General features: G+C 44.2%; 9 protein-coding genes. 7 read left to right on the forward strand and 2 right to left on the reverse strand.

Features of this window, described 5'->3' with window-relative positions; genetic code table 11:
• Positions 1 to 168: 168 nt before the first annotated feature.
• The 4 genes from ABIB39_RS04130 to ABIB39_RS04145 are packed head-to-tail and all read left to right on the forward strand — an operon-like array spanning position 169 to position 7,950.
• A complete protein-coding gene (locus ABIB39_RS04130) occupies positions 169 to 3,417 on the forward strand; it encodes a SusC/RagA family TonB-linked outer membrane protein (RefSeq protein WP_354427556.1) in 3,249 nt (1,082 codons plus the stop codon).
• Positions 3,418 to 3,439: 22 nt separating this feature from the next.
• Positions 3,440 to 5,341, forward strand: a complete 1,902-nt coding sequence (locus tag ABIB39_RS04135) for a RagB/SusD family nutrient uptake outer membrane protein (RefSeq protein ID WP_354427558.1) — start codon at positions 3,440 to 3,442, stop codon at positions 5,339 to 5,341.
• Positions 5,342 to 5,356: 15 nt separating this feature from the next.
• The gene (locus ABIB39_RS04140) at positions 5,357 to 6,058 is read left to right on the forward strand and encodes a DUF3823 domain-containing protein (RefSeq protein WP_354427560.1); all 702 of its coding nucleotides are present in this window, start codon (positions 5,357 to 5,359) and stop codon (positions 6,056 to 6,058) included.
• A 56-nt stretch (positions 6,059 to 6,114) separates the two neighbouring features.
• Positions 6,115 to 7,950, forward strand: coding sequence for a glycoside hydrolase family 2 protein (locus ABIB39_RS04145; protein WP_354427561.1), 1,836 nt, complete (start codon positions 6,115 to 6,117; stop codon positions 7,948 to 7,950).
• Between the two features lie 90 nt (positions 7,951 to 8,040).
• Here ABIB39_RS04145 and ABIB39_RS04150 read toward each other — a convergent pair whose 3' ends face one another.
• Entirely contained in the window at positions 8,041 to 8,934 is an 894-nt protein-coding gene (locus ABIB39_RS04150) for a glycoside hydrolase family 43 protein (RefSeq protein ID WP_354427562.1), read from the reverse strand.
• A 202-nt stretch (positions 8,935 to 9,136) separates the two neighbouring features.
• Complete coding sequence (locus ABIB39_RS04155) at positions 9,137 to 9,415, reverse strand: hypothetical protein (RefSeq protein WP_354427564.1); 279 nt, start codon at positions 9,413 to 9,415, stop codon at positions 9,137 to 9,139.
• An 87-nt stretch (positions 9,416 to 9,502) separates the two neighbouring features.
• Between ABIB39_RS04155 and ABIB39_RS04160 the strand changes: the two genes are divergently transcribed.
• Genes ABIB39_RS04160 through ABIB39_RS04170 form a run of 3 tightly spaced genes read left to right on the forward strand, consistent with a single transcriptional unit; the run spans position 9,503 to position 14,949 of the window.
• Entirely contained in the window at positions 9,503 to 10,228 is a 726-nt protein-coding gene (locus ABIB39_RS04160; protein ID WP_354427565.1) for an ImuA family protein, read from the forward strand.
• Between the two features lie 3 nt (positions 10,229 to 10,231).
• A complete protein-coding gene (locus ABIB39_RS04165) occupies positions 10,232 to 11,728 on the forward strand; it encodes a Y-family DNA polymerase (protein ID WP_354427567.1) in 1,497 nt (498 codons plus the stop codon).
• A gap of 2 nt (positions 11,729 to 11,730) precedes the next feature.
• Entirely contained in the window at positions 11,731 to 14,949 is a 3,219-nt protein-coding gene (locus ABIB39_RS04170) for an error-prone DNA polymerase (RefSeq protein ID WP_354427569.1), read from the forward strand.
• The last annotated feature ends 25 nt before the right edge of the window (positions 14,950 to 14,974 follow it).

Consider the following 14,974-nt stretch of genomic DNA (forward strand, 5'->3'; position numbering starts at 1 on the left):
TATTAAGGGCAGGGGTTTTCCTTAAAATTAACAATGATACTTTTCGACTAATTTTTGATATGATTTGGATAATCACCGGGATTTAAAACTGTTTACTTTACATTTAAATTTTAAGGGCACATTCTGGTGCTTTTAAAAAACCAATTTTAACCACAGTAAATAAATCTTATGAGAAAATCTCTACTGCCCAGACAGGAGGGGTATGTCCGTTCACATTGGTTGTACGGCCTGCACTATCCCAAATTATTATTTGTTATTTGTGCTGTTATTATGTGTATGCTTTCTGCAGACGCAGCTTTTGCCCAAACGGTAAAAGTGAGCGGTACTGTATCAGATACCACAAATACAGCGCTTATTGGTGTAGCCGTGAGGGTTCGCGGTACGCAAATAGGTGTCGCGACCGATGCTAACGGTAAATTTACCTTAAACGCGCCCGATGCCAACGCCGTGTTGGTATTTAGCTATATAGGGTTTACCATGCAAGAGGTTCGGCTGAACGGCCAAACCAACTTAAACATCAGGCTTAAAGGTAACCGCTCCGCTTTGCAAGAGGTGGTTGTTACAGGTTTTACATCGCAACGCAGAGAATCTATTACCGGTTCCATTGCCAGCACTACCAGTAAGGACATTGAGCGGGTACACGCAGGTTCGACAGTAAGTACAGCACTTGCCGGTAAAATTGCGGGTGTAACTTTCAGGCAGTCCGAAGGCCGCCCGGGTGCTACAGCTAACATCCAGATCCGTAACATGGGTAGCCCCCTTTATGTTATTGATGGTGTGCAGCAAAATGTTAACGCGTTTAATAACCTGGCATCGAATGACATTGCAAGCGTAACCGTATTAAAGGATGCTTCGGCAGCTATATACGGTGTGCAGGCGGCAAATGGTGTTGTGGTGGTAACCACTAAAAAAGGATCGGGCGAAACACGTATCAACGTTGATGCCTACACCGGATACCAAAACTTCTACAGATTCCCTAACGTTGCTACCACTGCTTACGACTACATGCGTTACCTTGCTGATGCACAGGTAAACAGTAATGGTTCTACATCTATTACCACTGCAGAACTTGACAAATACAAAGCAGGCACCGAACCGGGTTACAAAAGCTTTAACTGGCGCGATTACATCTTAAAAGCTAACAATAACGCGCCGCTTAACTCTGTTAACGCAAACTTCTCGGGCGCGAGCGATAGGGTTAACTATTATGTATCTGCAACAAACCTTTACCAAAACTCGCAATTAGGTAAAGAGTATGAGTACAAACGCTCAAACATACAATCGAATATCGGGGTAAAACTTGCAAACGGTTTAAGGGCAAATTTAAACATCAACGGCCGTATAGAGACCGTTGAAAACCCGGGTGTACCGGGCCAGGATGATTATGGCCTGGCTAAACTTGCAGTGTTAAGGAACACGCCTTTAGAGCGCCCTTATGCTAATGATAACCCCGATTATCTGAATGATATTGGCCACACCGAAACAAACTATGCTTTTCTTAATAAAAAGCTATCGGGTGTTTACCATAGCGACAGGCGTGTGTTACAAGCCAACTTTGGTGCCGAGTATGATATTCCGGGTGTTAAAGGTTTAACGCTAAAAGGACTATACTCTTACTATGTTGAGGATTATTTGCTTAACAACCAGGAGTATACCTACAATGCTTATACCTACCGCCCGGCTACCGATACTTACGACATAACTGGTGGTAGTACCAATCCATGGCGCGAGCGCGAGCAAATAAAGGAGTTTAACACCACAACGCAGTTGCAGTTAAACTACAATAATACTTTTGGCAAGCATACCATTGCAGGTACTGTGGTTGCCGAGCGTATAGAGTTGCAGCACCTGCGTAACTGGATCCACGCTTCGCCAATATCAAACAACCTGCCTTTAATTTATTTCCCAACTGCCGATCAATACCAGGATAGGGACGATAAAGAATCGAGGTTAGGTTACGTTGCCCAGATAGATTACAACTACAACAACAAATACTACGTTCAATTTTCTGGTAGGCGCGATGCATCATATCTTTTTGCTCCCGACAAACGAGTAGGTTACTTCCCAGGTGTATCTGCCGGCTGGCGGATAACCGAAGAAGGATTCATGAAGAAACTACTTGGCGAAAATAGCTTTATCAACGACCTGAAAATTAGAGGCTCATACGGTATCCTTGGAGATGCCAGGAACCCTAACGATCCTAACGGCACTATAGTTGCGCCATACGCCTATTTAACTGGCTACAACTACAACCAGGGTACTGCCATATTAGATGGTAATTCCATTATTGTATCTCGCGATAAAGGTATCCCAATCACACGTGTATCTTGGCTGAAAAGCAAGATTACCAACGTTGGTTTAGATTTCACTTTATTCAACAGTAAACTATCGGGTTCGGCAGAATATTTTTACCGTAAACGTACAGGTTTGCTTGGGAACAGAAATGACGTGATCATCCCGGCTGAGGTTGGTTATTCACTGCCGCAGGAAAATGCAAGCAGCGATTCGCAAGCCGGTGTGGATATCGCCCTGTCCTATAACTCAAGTGTAGGTGATGTGCGCTATAACATTAGCGGTAACTTCTCTTACAGCAGGCAAAAAAATGTACAAAGCTACAACCCGCTGTTTTTTAACTCTTGGGACCAATACCGTAACTCTACCGAGAACCGCTACTCGCATATCGACTGGGGTTACGAGGTTACTGGTCAGTTCAAATCAATTGAAGAGATTAATAATTACAAGGTTAACATAGATCAGCAAGGTAACAGAAGCCTGTTGCCTGGAGATCTGATCTATAAAGATCAAAACGGCGATGGTAAGATAGATATCTATGATGAACGCCCCATTGGCTTTGGTTACGGTACGCAGCCAAACATCAACTTTGGTTTCTCTTTAGGTGCTGCCTACAAAGGGTTTGATGTACATGCTGATTTCTCTGGTGGTGCAGGTTATACCTGGTTCCAGAATTACGAAACCCGCTGGGCATTCCAAAACAACGGTAACTTCAATACCATATTTGCTGATAGATGGCACCGTGCCGATCCATACGACGTAAACAGCGCCTGGGTGCCTGGTAAATATCCCGCAAACAGGGTTAACCCTGGTTTTGGTGGCGCAAGCTATGCAGCGGATAGGAACAACGACGGATATAACGGGGATGGACAACGAAATTCAACTTTTTGGTTGCACAGCGTTAAATATTTACGTGCACGTACTATCGAAATTGGTTACACTTTGCCGGCTGGTTTGTTAGCAAGAGCTAAGATCAAGAAGGCCAGATTTTACGTGAACGGTTATAACCTGTTCTCGTTTGATAACCTTAAACAATACGCTGTAGATCCTGAAACTACTGATGATAACGGTTTGCAGGTGCCTCAGAGTAAAGTTATTAACGTAGGTGTTAATTTATCATTTTAATTGACCCTTAAGTTTAAACTCCATGAAAAAGAAATTTTTAATAATGATAGTTGCCGGCCTCCTTGTAGGAGAGTCATGCAAGAAAGACAGCGAATTTTTAGATATACCACCTAAACAGGTATTACCTACCGAACTGGTATTTTCTGACCCCGCCCTGGTGCTCTCCGTATTGGGCGATCTTTATAACAGGGTGCTTGATTTTTCGGGACTTGACAACGGCTGGTCGTCTTTCACAGATTTTAGCGAAGCCTTCCCTTCAGAGAATGGCAGCTATTTCTTTGTACAAAGAACAGGCTGGGGTTTCGGCGAGTGGAACACTTGGGATTACGGCTACATCCGCGATCTAAACTTGTTCATACAACGTGCCACTGCAGCAACTAAACTTGCCGATGCTGACAAAGCCCGTTTTATTGCTGAGGCAAGGTTTTTAAGGGCGCAGTATTATTTCGAGATCGTAAAAAGAATGGGCGGTGTGCCTTTGATCACCGAGCCTTTAGAGTACGATTACTCGGGTAACTTAACGCCTTTGCAAAAGCCCCGTTCAAAAGAATCGGATATTTATGATTTTGTGATAACCGAAGCCGAGGCCATTAAAAATGACCTGCCTGCAGATGTAAACACAAAATCGAGGGCTACCAAAGCAGCAGCTTTGGCTATGGAAGCAAGGGCTGCATTATACGCAGGTTCAATTGCCAAATATGGTGTTACCACCCCGCAGGTATCATTACCCGGTAACGAGGTAGGTATCCCGGCAAGCATGGCTAATGATTATTACACAAAAGCCTTAACAGCCGCGCAGGCAATTATTACGCAAACAGCAGGTAGCTACCAGTTATATAAAGCCCTGCCAGATCTTAGCGATAATTTTGCCGCAGTGTTCCTTGATAAAACTTCTGTTAACCAGGAAGCTATATTTGTAGAGGATTTTAAAGCCAACGGTGGCAAAACGCACGGTTACACTACCAACAACCAACCATTTTCAATATCTGACGAAGGGTTGGATGCAGGCCGCTTAAATCCATCGTTAAATTTGGTAGAGTCATTTGAGAAATTGGATAACACTTATGCGCCACTACCGGTTGCAGATGGTGCCGGCGCCCCAATTTATTACACCAACCAGCTTGATGTATTTGCTGGCCGCGATGCACGGCTTGCCGGTACGGTTTTACTACCAAATGGCTTGTTCAAAGGTAAACGTACCGATGTTTGGGCCGGTTACCAACTGGCAGACGGAAGCATACTAACCAGCAACGATGCAGGTAGTTTAAAGCCGCTTCCGGGTACAACAGCGCCAGTGCAGGTTACCGGTAAAGATGGCGTGATAAACGGCCAGGAGTTTAGGACCCAAACCGGTTTCTACATCCGTAAGTATCTTGATCCAACCGTGGGCTCGGGCCGTAGGGGCAGGGGTAGTGATGTGGCGTTTATACGTTACAGGTATGCCGAGGTATTGCTTAACGCTGCTGAAGCAGCTTTTGAACTTGGGCAAACCGGAGTTGCAGTAGGCTATGTTAACCAGGTACGTTCACGTGCAGGTTTAACCACACCGCTAACAACCGGCGACCTTACATTTGACCGTATTGTACACGAACGCCGAGTTGAGCTTGTATTTGAAGGCCATACCTTATTTGATATGAAACGCTGGAGATTAGCTCACGTTGTTTGGGATGGTAACAAAATGACCGTTACCGACCTACTTAGCAACATTGGCAAGGCTACAAAACGCAATACACAGCCATACGGTTTATGGCCTTACAAATATTACAACCCGGGTAATCCCAATAACAATAAATGGTTGTTTAAAATTGTATTGCCATCGCCTGTTACGGGTGCAAATAGTTTCCAGTTTGGTAACTATTATTCGCAAATTGGGAATGATATATTATCTGCAAACCCTTTAATTGTTAAGCAACCCAATCAATAGTAAATACACATGATCATGAAAATAAAATTTCACTACATTATATTATTGTTATCCCTTTTTACAGCTTACGGCTGTAAAAAGGATAATTATGCTGCCCCATCGGTTAGCTTAAAAGGGCATTTGGTTTACAACGGCGAACCTGTTAATGTAGAATATAACAGGGTGCCGTTTGAGCTTTATCAGCCGGGCTTCGGTAAAACCGGCCCTATCAGCGGCGCGTTTGGCCAGGACGGCTCATATTCTACATTGCTTTTTGCAGGCGATTACAAGTTTACGATTCCTGCTAACCAGGGCCCTTTCAGATGGAAAGAACTGAGTGCAGGTAAACGCGATACCTTAGCCGTAAAAGTAAGCGGCGACCAAACGCTTGATATTGACGTTACGCCGTATTATATGGTTCGTAGCGCTGTTCTTACAGCGGCAGCAGGAAAAGTAAACGCAACCTTTAATATCGAAAAAGTAATAACTGACGTTAATGCTAAGGATATTGAAAAGGTTAGCTTGTTTATCAACAAAACCCAATTCGTATCGGGTGCCGATCAAATCGGCGTAACTGACCTTCAAGGTAGCGCTATAACGAGCCTTAATAATATTACCATGGCAGTAAACATCCCCACCATATCACCTACGCAAAACTATGTTTTTGCACGTGTTGGGATTAAGATAGCAGGGGTAGAGGATCTTGTCTTCTCTCCTTTGGTAAAAGTTACATTCTAATAATTAGGGGCCATGGACCGTGGCCCCATTTTTCTATTTTCTTAAACATTTTACACATGAAAAGACTTGCAATTAGCCTTTCCCTGGCATGTTTTGCGTTAACCGTAAATGCACAGCAAAGCAATTGGCACCTCATTAAAACCAGGATAACTACCCCTTGGGCAGAAAAGGTTAACCCTAAAGCACCATTACCGGAGTACCCGCGCCCGCAAATGGTGCGCGGCAACTGGCAAAATCTTAACGGACTTTGGGATTATGCCATCACCCCGAAAACAGAAAAACAACCCGCAGCTTATGCAGGTAAAATATTGGTGCCGTTCGCCGTAGAGTCGGCAATATCTGGTGTAAGTAAAACTGTAGGTAAAGATAGCCTTTTGTTCTACAAAACAACGGTGACGTTAAACAAGGGCCTTAAGGGTAAAGATTTATTGCTGCACTTTGGCGCAGTTGATTGGCGTGCCGAGGTTTTTGTGAATGGTAAAAGTGCAGGTGTGCACGAGGGTGGCTTTGACCCTTTTTCGTTCAATATCACCCCGTATTTAAAAAGCGGCCAGCAAGAAATAAAAGTTACTGTTTGGGACCCTACTGACGATGGCCCGCAGCCACGCGGCAAGCAGGTTAAAACTCCCGAAGGTATCTGGTACACCCCTGTTACCGGCATTTGGCAAACGGTATGGTTAGAGGGCGTAGCAAAAACGCATATTGATGCCACCAACCAAACTCCTAACATTGATGATAAATCACTCACTATATCTGCCGAGGTGGCTAACAGCCAACCAGGCGATAAGTTAAAAGTAACTGCGTTTGACGGTAAAGTAGTTGTTGATGAGAAAACCGTTGATGCAAACGCTACAGCCGTATTAACCATCGCTAACCAAAAGCTATGGTCAACTACCGATCCTTTCCTGTACGATCTTAAAGTGGCGGTAATTCGCAACGGTAAAATGATAGACGAGGTGAAAAGTTATTTTGCAATGCGCAAAATCTCGTTAGGTCCTGATGCGCATGGGGTACAACGCATGTTGCTGAACAATAAATTTGTTTTCCAATACGGCCCGCTTGACCAGGGTTGGTGGCCAGATGGTTTATACACCGCGCCAACAGAGGAGGCGATGGTCTACGATATAGACCAGTTGAAAGCAATGGGTTTTAACATGATCCGTAAGCACATTAAGGTGGAGCCTGCCCGGTACTACACTTATTGCGATAAAATGGGTATGTTGCTCTGGCAGGATATGCCAAGCGGCGACTTGGGTAACGGCTGGGAGAACCGCCCGGGTGTGTTAGATCGCGCTACTGATAAACCCCGCACGGCCGAATCTGAAGGTTACTACCGCAAGGAGTGGGCCGCCATCATGAAATCGCTTCATAACTACCCATGTATAGTTGTTTGGACGCCGTTTAACGAGGCATGGGGTCAATTTAAAACTGTCGAAATAGCTGAGTGGACCATGAAAAATGATCCTTCCCGATTGATAAATAGTGCAAGCGGAGGTAATTTTTACACTACCGGCCATATTGTAGATCTGCATAACTACCCTAACCCGGCAATGCCAAGGCCAGACCTGTTCGGTAAAAACACTGCGGTTGTTTTAGGTGAGTTTGGTGGTTTAGGCTGGCCTGTTGAAGGCCACAACTGGCAGGCCAATAAAAACTGGGGTTACCAGAATTTTAAAAATGGAGAAGATGTGTTGAAAAAGTACATTACATTCACCAACAGGTTGCAGCAACTAATCAAAGAAGGGTTATCAGCAGCTGTTTACACTCAAACCACTGATGTGGAGGGTGAAGTAAACGGGTTTATAACCTACGATCGTAAATTCATTAAAATGCCTGTAGAAAAACTCCATGAAGAGCACATGAAGTTATACAATCCCGAACTGGCTAAATAGATAGGTCGGTTCTATTATTAAAAAACGGGATGGCAAATTTGCCATCCCGTTTTTTTAATGTTTGCTTTCGCATGTAAGCGCCGACTCGAATTATCTTGATAACAGATAGTGGAAACTTTTAGCATCTACCACCATTTTTGAAGGGTTCCCTTTTGTGAATTTTGCTTTTATAATTGCCGTTTTGCGGCTTGCTACCTGGCTGTTGCTCTTGTGAGTATGCAATACGTAATAAAGCGCCCCCTTGCTACCGATAAAGAAATCGCCGTGTCCGGTTCCGTTAATCCCGGTATTTTTTCGGCTGATGATGGGGCTGTCTGCAGTCTTGGTCCACGGGCCGAATGGCGAAGTGGCGGTTGCATAACCTACAGCATAATCGATATTATGAAAGTCATTGGCCGAATAAAACAGGTAGTATCGGTTTTGATGCTTCAACACCGTTGGCCCTTCAGAAACCGGCCATCCCGAATTTTCGGTATTTTCCCATGGCAGTTCGGCATGCAGGCATTCTTTTGCGGTGGCGGTGTCTATATCAGATAAGTCGGTTTTTAAGCGTGCTACAAAAATACGATTGCCGTTTTGCAGGCGTACATGGTAAAGGTACAGGCTGCCATCGGTATCCATAAAAACAAACGGATCTATTTGTTTACCCACGCCAGAAATACACCCGATTTTTTTTTGAGTAAATGGCCCAAGCGGGCTATCGCTTTGCGCAATGGCAATATGTTCGTCGGCGGTGTAAGCCATGTAATATTTTGTGCCTTGTTTAAATACCTGGGGCGCCCAAAAACCTTTGGTGCCGTAACTATCGCCCTTAAAGAAGGCATGGCCACTGCGTTTTCCAACGGGATTTCCCCAATTTTTAAGGTCTGTAGAGCGGTAAACTAAAAAGCCGTCTTTGCTGCCAGTACCGTACAGGTAGTAGAAACCCTTATCGGCAAAAATGGTTGGGTCGGCCAGTTGAATAGTATCAACATTAGGGGTCAAACCGGATGGTTTGTAAGTAGTTGCCTGTAGGACATCGCGCCATTTAATATAAATAGAGCGAAAAAGAGAACAGATAATTTATTCACGAATTGTTAAATTAAGTAGCCGGAAATTTACCGTTTTATATTAAAATATTTACCACGCGAATAAAGCTTTATGGGTTAACAGAGACATGATAAACGTACTTCATCCGGGATTATGATCATATGAAAACCGTTTCAACGTAGTTTATAATAAACTTCGCCACCTGCTCCTGCTCGTTTATAGTTAATGTTTCCCCATCATAGATCCAGTAGCCTTCTATATCAAATAATATCCTGCCAAGGTAATCGGGCTCTTTATCGTAAGCCGTATATAACAGATAGCACAGTGCCGCATCCCTGCTTTCCAGATCTAAAATAATGCGTACCACTTCATCAGGGCCGTTTTTACGTTTTACCCAAGCCCGTGCATCATTAATTAAATAAGCATTGTTTATCATCACAAACAAAAGTGAAAAAATAATTTGTAATTATTACTATGAATTGCTAAAAATATTAGCATAGATTTGTAATGATAATTATTTGTAATGGCCGATGCTAAAAGAGAGTTGATTAATAATCTGCAAAAAAATATTTTGCAATGGGAAGGTTATAAGCCGCCCTCGTTTGGCGAAAGAAAGCCATTTGGTTTAAATACTATTGAGGCACATTTTCCAAATGGGATTTTCCCAATGCGGGCCGTACACGAAATGGTTTGTGCTAATATGGAACAGGCTACTGCTTCCAGTGGTTTTATAACTGGGTTACTATCGGTATTGCTGCAAAATGGAGGGGCTTGTTTATGGATCAGCCTATCCGGAAATGTATATCCAACGGCCCTTAAATTATTTGAGGTTGAGCCCGACAGAATAATTTTTATACACCTTTGTAAAGAGAAAGATGTGTTATGGGTGATGGAAGAAGCCTTGAAATGTATAGGATTAACGGCGGTTGTAGGCGAATTATCTGAGGTTGATTTTAAGCAATCGAGGCGGTTGCAACTGGCCGTAGAAAAAAGCGGCGTAACAGGGTTTATCCTTCGTAACCGGTCAAATAAAATGGGGTCGACAGCTTGTGCTGCACGTTGGCAGATCAAACCTTTGGCAAGTGAACCTATAGATGGTTTGCCGGGCTTAGGTTTCCCCCGCTGGCAGGTTGAATTGTTACGTGTGCGTAATGGTAAGCCGGGTAATTGGATTGTCGAATGGTCAGATAGCGGGTTCACGCCAATTGAAGAAAAGGTATTGGCACATCAAATACAAAAAGTAGGATGAGCCATGCAAAAGCGTTACATGGTAATATGGTTTCGTTATTTGACGACAGATTGGCTAACACTTCAGAAGCCGGAATTAAAGGATGTGCCTTTTGTTTTCGCCGCGACCGAACGTAACCGCATGGTGATCACAGCTGCTAATGCGGTTGCCGAAACCCAGGGTATTTACCCGGGTATGGCCGCTGCTGATGCCAAAGCCATTACTGCCAATTTACAGGTATTGGATAACTTGCCGGGTAAAGAAGCTAAACTACTTAGGCAATTGGGATTGTGGTGCATTAGGTACACACCCATCGTAACTGTTAACCTGCCGAATAGTTTAATGCTTGATATATCTGGCTGTGCACATTTATGGGGGGGCGAACGCGGTTATTTAAAAGAGATAGTTAACAAGCTGCGGTCATCAGGCTATGATGCAAGGGCTGCCATTGCCGATACTATTGGGGCTGCCTGGGCTGTTGCACATTACGGAAAAACTACACCTATTATAGAGAGTGGCACACAGGCGCAGGCATTACTTAACTTGCCGCCAATAGCTTTACGGTTAGAGAACAATGTGCTTCAAAAACTACAAAAATTGGGTTTGGCTACCATTAAAAGTTTTATGCAGATACCACGCACCGTACTGCGAAGGCGATTTGGTGACGGCTTTCTATTAAAGCTGGCGCAGGCATTGGGTATTGAGGACGAACCATTTATTCCGCTTATACCACCGGTGCCTTATACAGAACGGTTGCCCTGCCTTGAGCCGGTAAGAACAGCTAAAGCTATTGAAATAGCAATTTCAAAATTATTGGAAGGCCTGTGTACGCGGCTACAATCAGAAGGTAAGGGGCTTCGTAAAGCAACACTTAAGTGTTATCGTATCGATGGTAAAATGGTGCAGGCAAGTATCAGTACCAATCGCGGCTCGCATAGTATTTCGCACTTGTTTAAACTTTTTGAATTACAGGTTAGTAAAATAGAACCCGCTTTAGGTATCGAGTTGTTTTTGTTAGAAGCGCCCAAAGTAGAAGACATTGACTTGGTGCAGGAAAAACTATGGGCGGGTAAGCCCGGCCTGCAGGATAAAGCTTTGGCAGAGCTGTTAGATAAGTTAGCCGGTAAAGTTGGGGCTAAAGCGATCTATCGCTGCTTACCCTCAGAAAATTACTGGCCCGAGCGTTCGATTAAACAAACTACATCTCTATCAGACACACCAACAACCAAATGGAGGACCGACAGGCCCCGGCCATTGCGCCTGTTGCAACGCCCCGAACCTGTAGAAGTAATGGCGCTGTTGCCCGATTATCCACCAAAAGTTTTTACTTATAAAGGTAAGCGGCATATAGTTGAAAAAGCTGATGGCCCCGAACGTATCGAGCGCGAATGGTGGCAGGATAAAGGCTTGCACCGGGATTATTACGCCGTTGAAGATGCGGAAGGGCAACGTTACTGGCTGTTTAGGCTGGGGCATTACCATGATACACCGCAATGGTATTTACATGGTTTTTTTGCATAGCCATGAGATACGCCGAATTACAAGCCACATCAAATTTTAGCTTCCTGCGGGGTGGGTCGCACCCGGAAGAACTGGTTGAGCAGGCCGCTGCTTGCGGCTATGATGCCATCGCCATTGTTGACCGCAATAGCCTTGCGGGTATTGTCCGCGCCCATGTAGTAGCTAAGAAGCTTAAACCTGAATTTAAATTTATACCCGCCTGCCGGGTAGACCTGTTAGATGGCCCAAGTTTATTGGCTTACCCAACTGACCGTGATGCTTACGGCAGGCTTTCAGCATTATTAACGGTTGGTAATTTACGGGCCGAAAAGGGAGAATGCTATTTGTATAAAGCAGATGTTTATGCACATAAGCAAGGTATTCAATTCATCATCATCCCACCTGACGAATTAAACGCAAGGTTTGATTATGATGACGGGTTTAAGAAAGATATAAAGGAGTATAAAGCTGAATTTGGCGAATCTATATACATAGCTGCCGCCCGTTCTTACAGCGGCGATGATGCAAAAAGATTAGCACGATTATCAAAATCGGGCATACCTATGGTAGCCGTAGGTGATGTGCATTATCATGAAGCTGCCCGGCGCGAGCTACAGGATATTTTAACCTGCATCCGCGAGAAATGCACCATACATACAGCCGGTTTTAAGCTGCATGCCAATGCCGAAAGGTTTATTAAACCTATTGATGAATTGCATCGCTTGTTCCGGCAATATCCTGAAGCTATAGAAAACGCATTAGCAATTGCAAATGCCTGCCGGTTTTCATTAGATACGTTAAAATATATTGAACCGGAAGAAAAAATAATTGATGGATTAACACCACAAGAACGCCTAACCAAATATACCAGGGCCGGCGCCCATGAGCGTTATGGCAGAGAGGTACCAAAGAAAGTTTCCGATCAGATCGAATTTGAACTGGCCTTTATAGAAAAGCGGAAGTTGGCGCCCTATTTTTTGCGGGTATATAAATATACCCAAAAGGCCGAAGAATTGGGCATCCTGCACCAGGGGCGTGGTTCGGCTGCTAACTCAACTGTTTGTTATTGCCTGGCAATAACAGCGGTCGACCCTATGAAATCCCGTTTGTTATTTTCCCGTTTTATGTCTGATGCCCGCGAAGAGTGGCCGGATATTGATGTGGATTTTGAGCATGAACGGCGCGAGGAGATCATCCAGTATATTTATGAGGATTACGGCCGGGAGCACGCCGCCATTGTGGCTACAGTAACCCAGGAACGTCATCGGGGCGCTATCCGCGATGCGGGCAAAGCAATGGGTTTATCAGAAGATACCATAAAACGTGTGGGGGCTACCATTTGGGATTTTAGCGAAGAGGGTTTTGATGAAAAGCGCTTGCGCGAACAAGGGCTAAACCCGCATGATCCGCTTATTTATAAAGTATTGGAATTAACTACACAATTAATGGGGTTTCCCAGGCAGTTAGGGCAGCATACGGGTGGTTTCGTAATTACTGATAATAAGCTATCAGACCTTTGCCCGGTAATGAATGCCCGGATGGAAAACCGCACCCAACTGGAGTGGAACAAAGACGACCTGGAAGCATTAGGGATCCTCAAGGTAGATGTGTTAGGTTTAGGGATGCTCACCATGATCCGCAAGGCATTTGATATGGTGCAACAGCACTATGGTGAAAAACTAACTTTAGCTAATGTGCCGCAGGATGACCCCAAGGTATATGAGATGATCTGCCATGCAGATACCATTGGCGTGTTCCAGATCGAGAGCCGGGCGCAAATGTCCATGTTGCCCAGGCTCAAGCCTCAGTGTTTTTATGACCTGGTGATTGAAGTAGCCATTGTTCGCCCGGGCCCTATACAGGGCGATATGGTGCACCCATACTTGCGCAGGCGTAATGGTGAAGAAATCCCGGAGTATCCCAAACCAGAATTGGAAGAGGTTTTGAGACGCACATTGGGTGTGCCATTATTCCAGGAGCAGGCAATGGAAATTGCTATTGTTGCCGGTGGCTTTACCCCCGCCGAAGCTGACGAATTAAGGCGAAGCATGGCCAGTTTTAAAGCCAACGGCAAGTTAGGGCTGTATGAAAAAAAACTGGTAGATGGGATGATGAAGAAAGGGTATGAAGAAGATTTTGCCAGGCGCATATTTAAGCAGTTACAGGGTTTTGAGGGCTATGGTTTCCCTGAAAGCCATGCGGCATCATTCGCCTTATTGGTTTATATATCATCATGGCTAAAATGTTATTATCCCGATGTGTTTTGCGCGGCCTTGCTCAATAGTCAGCCAATGGGGTTTTATCAGCCGGCACAAATAGTACGCGATGCTATTGACCATCATGTTAAGGTTGCGCCTGTAGATGTAAACTATTCTTTTTGGGATAATATTTTAGAAGAAAAAAACGGCAAATTTTATGTAGTAAGGTTAGGTTTCCGCCAGATAAAAGGCCTGCGTGAAGCCGATATGCAAGTACTTATATCGGCGCGCAAAAAACTATATAGTAATATAGATCAATTGCGCACTGCTGGTGTTTCTGAAGCGGCTTTAGAGATACTGGCCGATGCCGATGCCTTTGATTCATTAGGTTTAAATCGCCGTAAAGCTTTGTGGGAAGTATCTGCTTTAGGCGATAGGCCAATGGCGCTATTTGAAGGTACCCCATCAGAAAGTGTAAAAGAAGTGCAGATACAATTGCCCTTAATGACAGAAGGTGAGCATGTAGTTCAAGATTATTCTTCCACCGGGTTATCGCTAAAAAATCATCCTGTTGCTTTGGTACGTGAAAAACTGGTTTTGCTGCACAACACAAAAATTGCCGACTTGAAAAATATGAAAGACGGCGACCCTGTAAGCGTAACGGGTTTAATAACCGTTCGCCAACGCCCGGGTACGGCCAAAGGCGTATTATTTATGACTCTTGAAGACGAAACAGGCGCGGCCAATATTGTAGTTTGGGAAAGATTATTTGATCAATATCGTAAAGAGATAATCCAGTCCCGGTTATTTATGGTGCAGGGCAAATTACAGATCGAAGGCGAAGTGATCCATGTGGTAGCTAATAAATGCTTTAACTTGAATAGCCTGCTACGGAAATTAACACAAAGCAACGAAGATAATCTGCCACTTTTAACTTTGGCAAGAGCAGATGAAACAACCAAACCACATCATGGTGGTAACAAAGGCGAACAGAAAGTACATAAACAAGAAAAAGTTTTTTATAAGGGAAGGAATTTTAGATAGTTACATAATTACAGATCTAAATATG

It is taken from the genome of Mucilaginibacter sp. UYP27 (genome assembly GCF_040547175.1).
Classification (GTDB): Bacteria; Bacteroidota; Bacteroidia; order Sphingobacteriales; family Sphingobacteriaceae; genus Mucilaginibacter.

What these genes read in the sequence shown, in the direction of transcription:
- ABIB39_RS04130 (WP_354427556.1), top strand. Translation starts at nt 169, where the DNA reads ATGAGAAAATCTCTACTGCCCAGACAGGAGGGGTATGTCCGTTCACAT.
- ABIB39_RS04135 (WP_354427558.1), top strand. Translation starts at nt 3,440, where the DNA reads ATGAAAAAGAAATTTTTAATAATGATAGTTGCCGGCCTCCTTGTAGGA.
- ABIB39_RS04140 (WP_354427560.1), top strand. Translation starts at nt 5,357, where the DNA reads ATGAAAATAAAATTTCACTACATTATATTATTGTTATCCCTTTTTACA.
- ABIB39_RS04145 (WP_354427561.1), top strand. Translation starts at nt 6,115, where the DNA reads ATGAAAAGACTTGCAATTAGCCTTTCCCTGGCATGTTTTGCGTTAACC.
- ABIB39_RS04155 (WP_354427564.1), bottom strand. Translation starts at nt 9,415, where the DNA reads ATGATAAACAATGCTTATTTAATTAATGATGCACGGGCTTGGGTAAAA.
- ABIB39_RS04160 (WP_354427565.1), top strand. Translation starts at nt 9,503, where the DNA reads ATGGCCGATGCTAAAAGAGAGTTGATTAATAATCTGCAAAAAAATATT.
- ABIB39_RS04165 (WP_354427567.1), top strand. Translation starts at nt 10,232, where the DNA reads ATGCAAAAGCGTTACATGGTAATATGGTTTCGTTATTTGACGACAGAT.
- ABIB39_RS04170 (WP_354427569.1), top strand. Translation starts at nt 11,731, where the DNA reads ATGAGATACGCCGAATTACAAGCCACATCAAATTTTAGCTTCCTGCGG.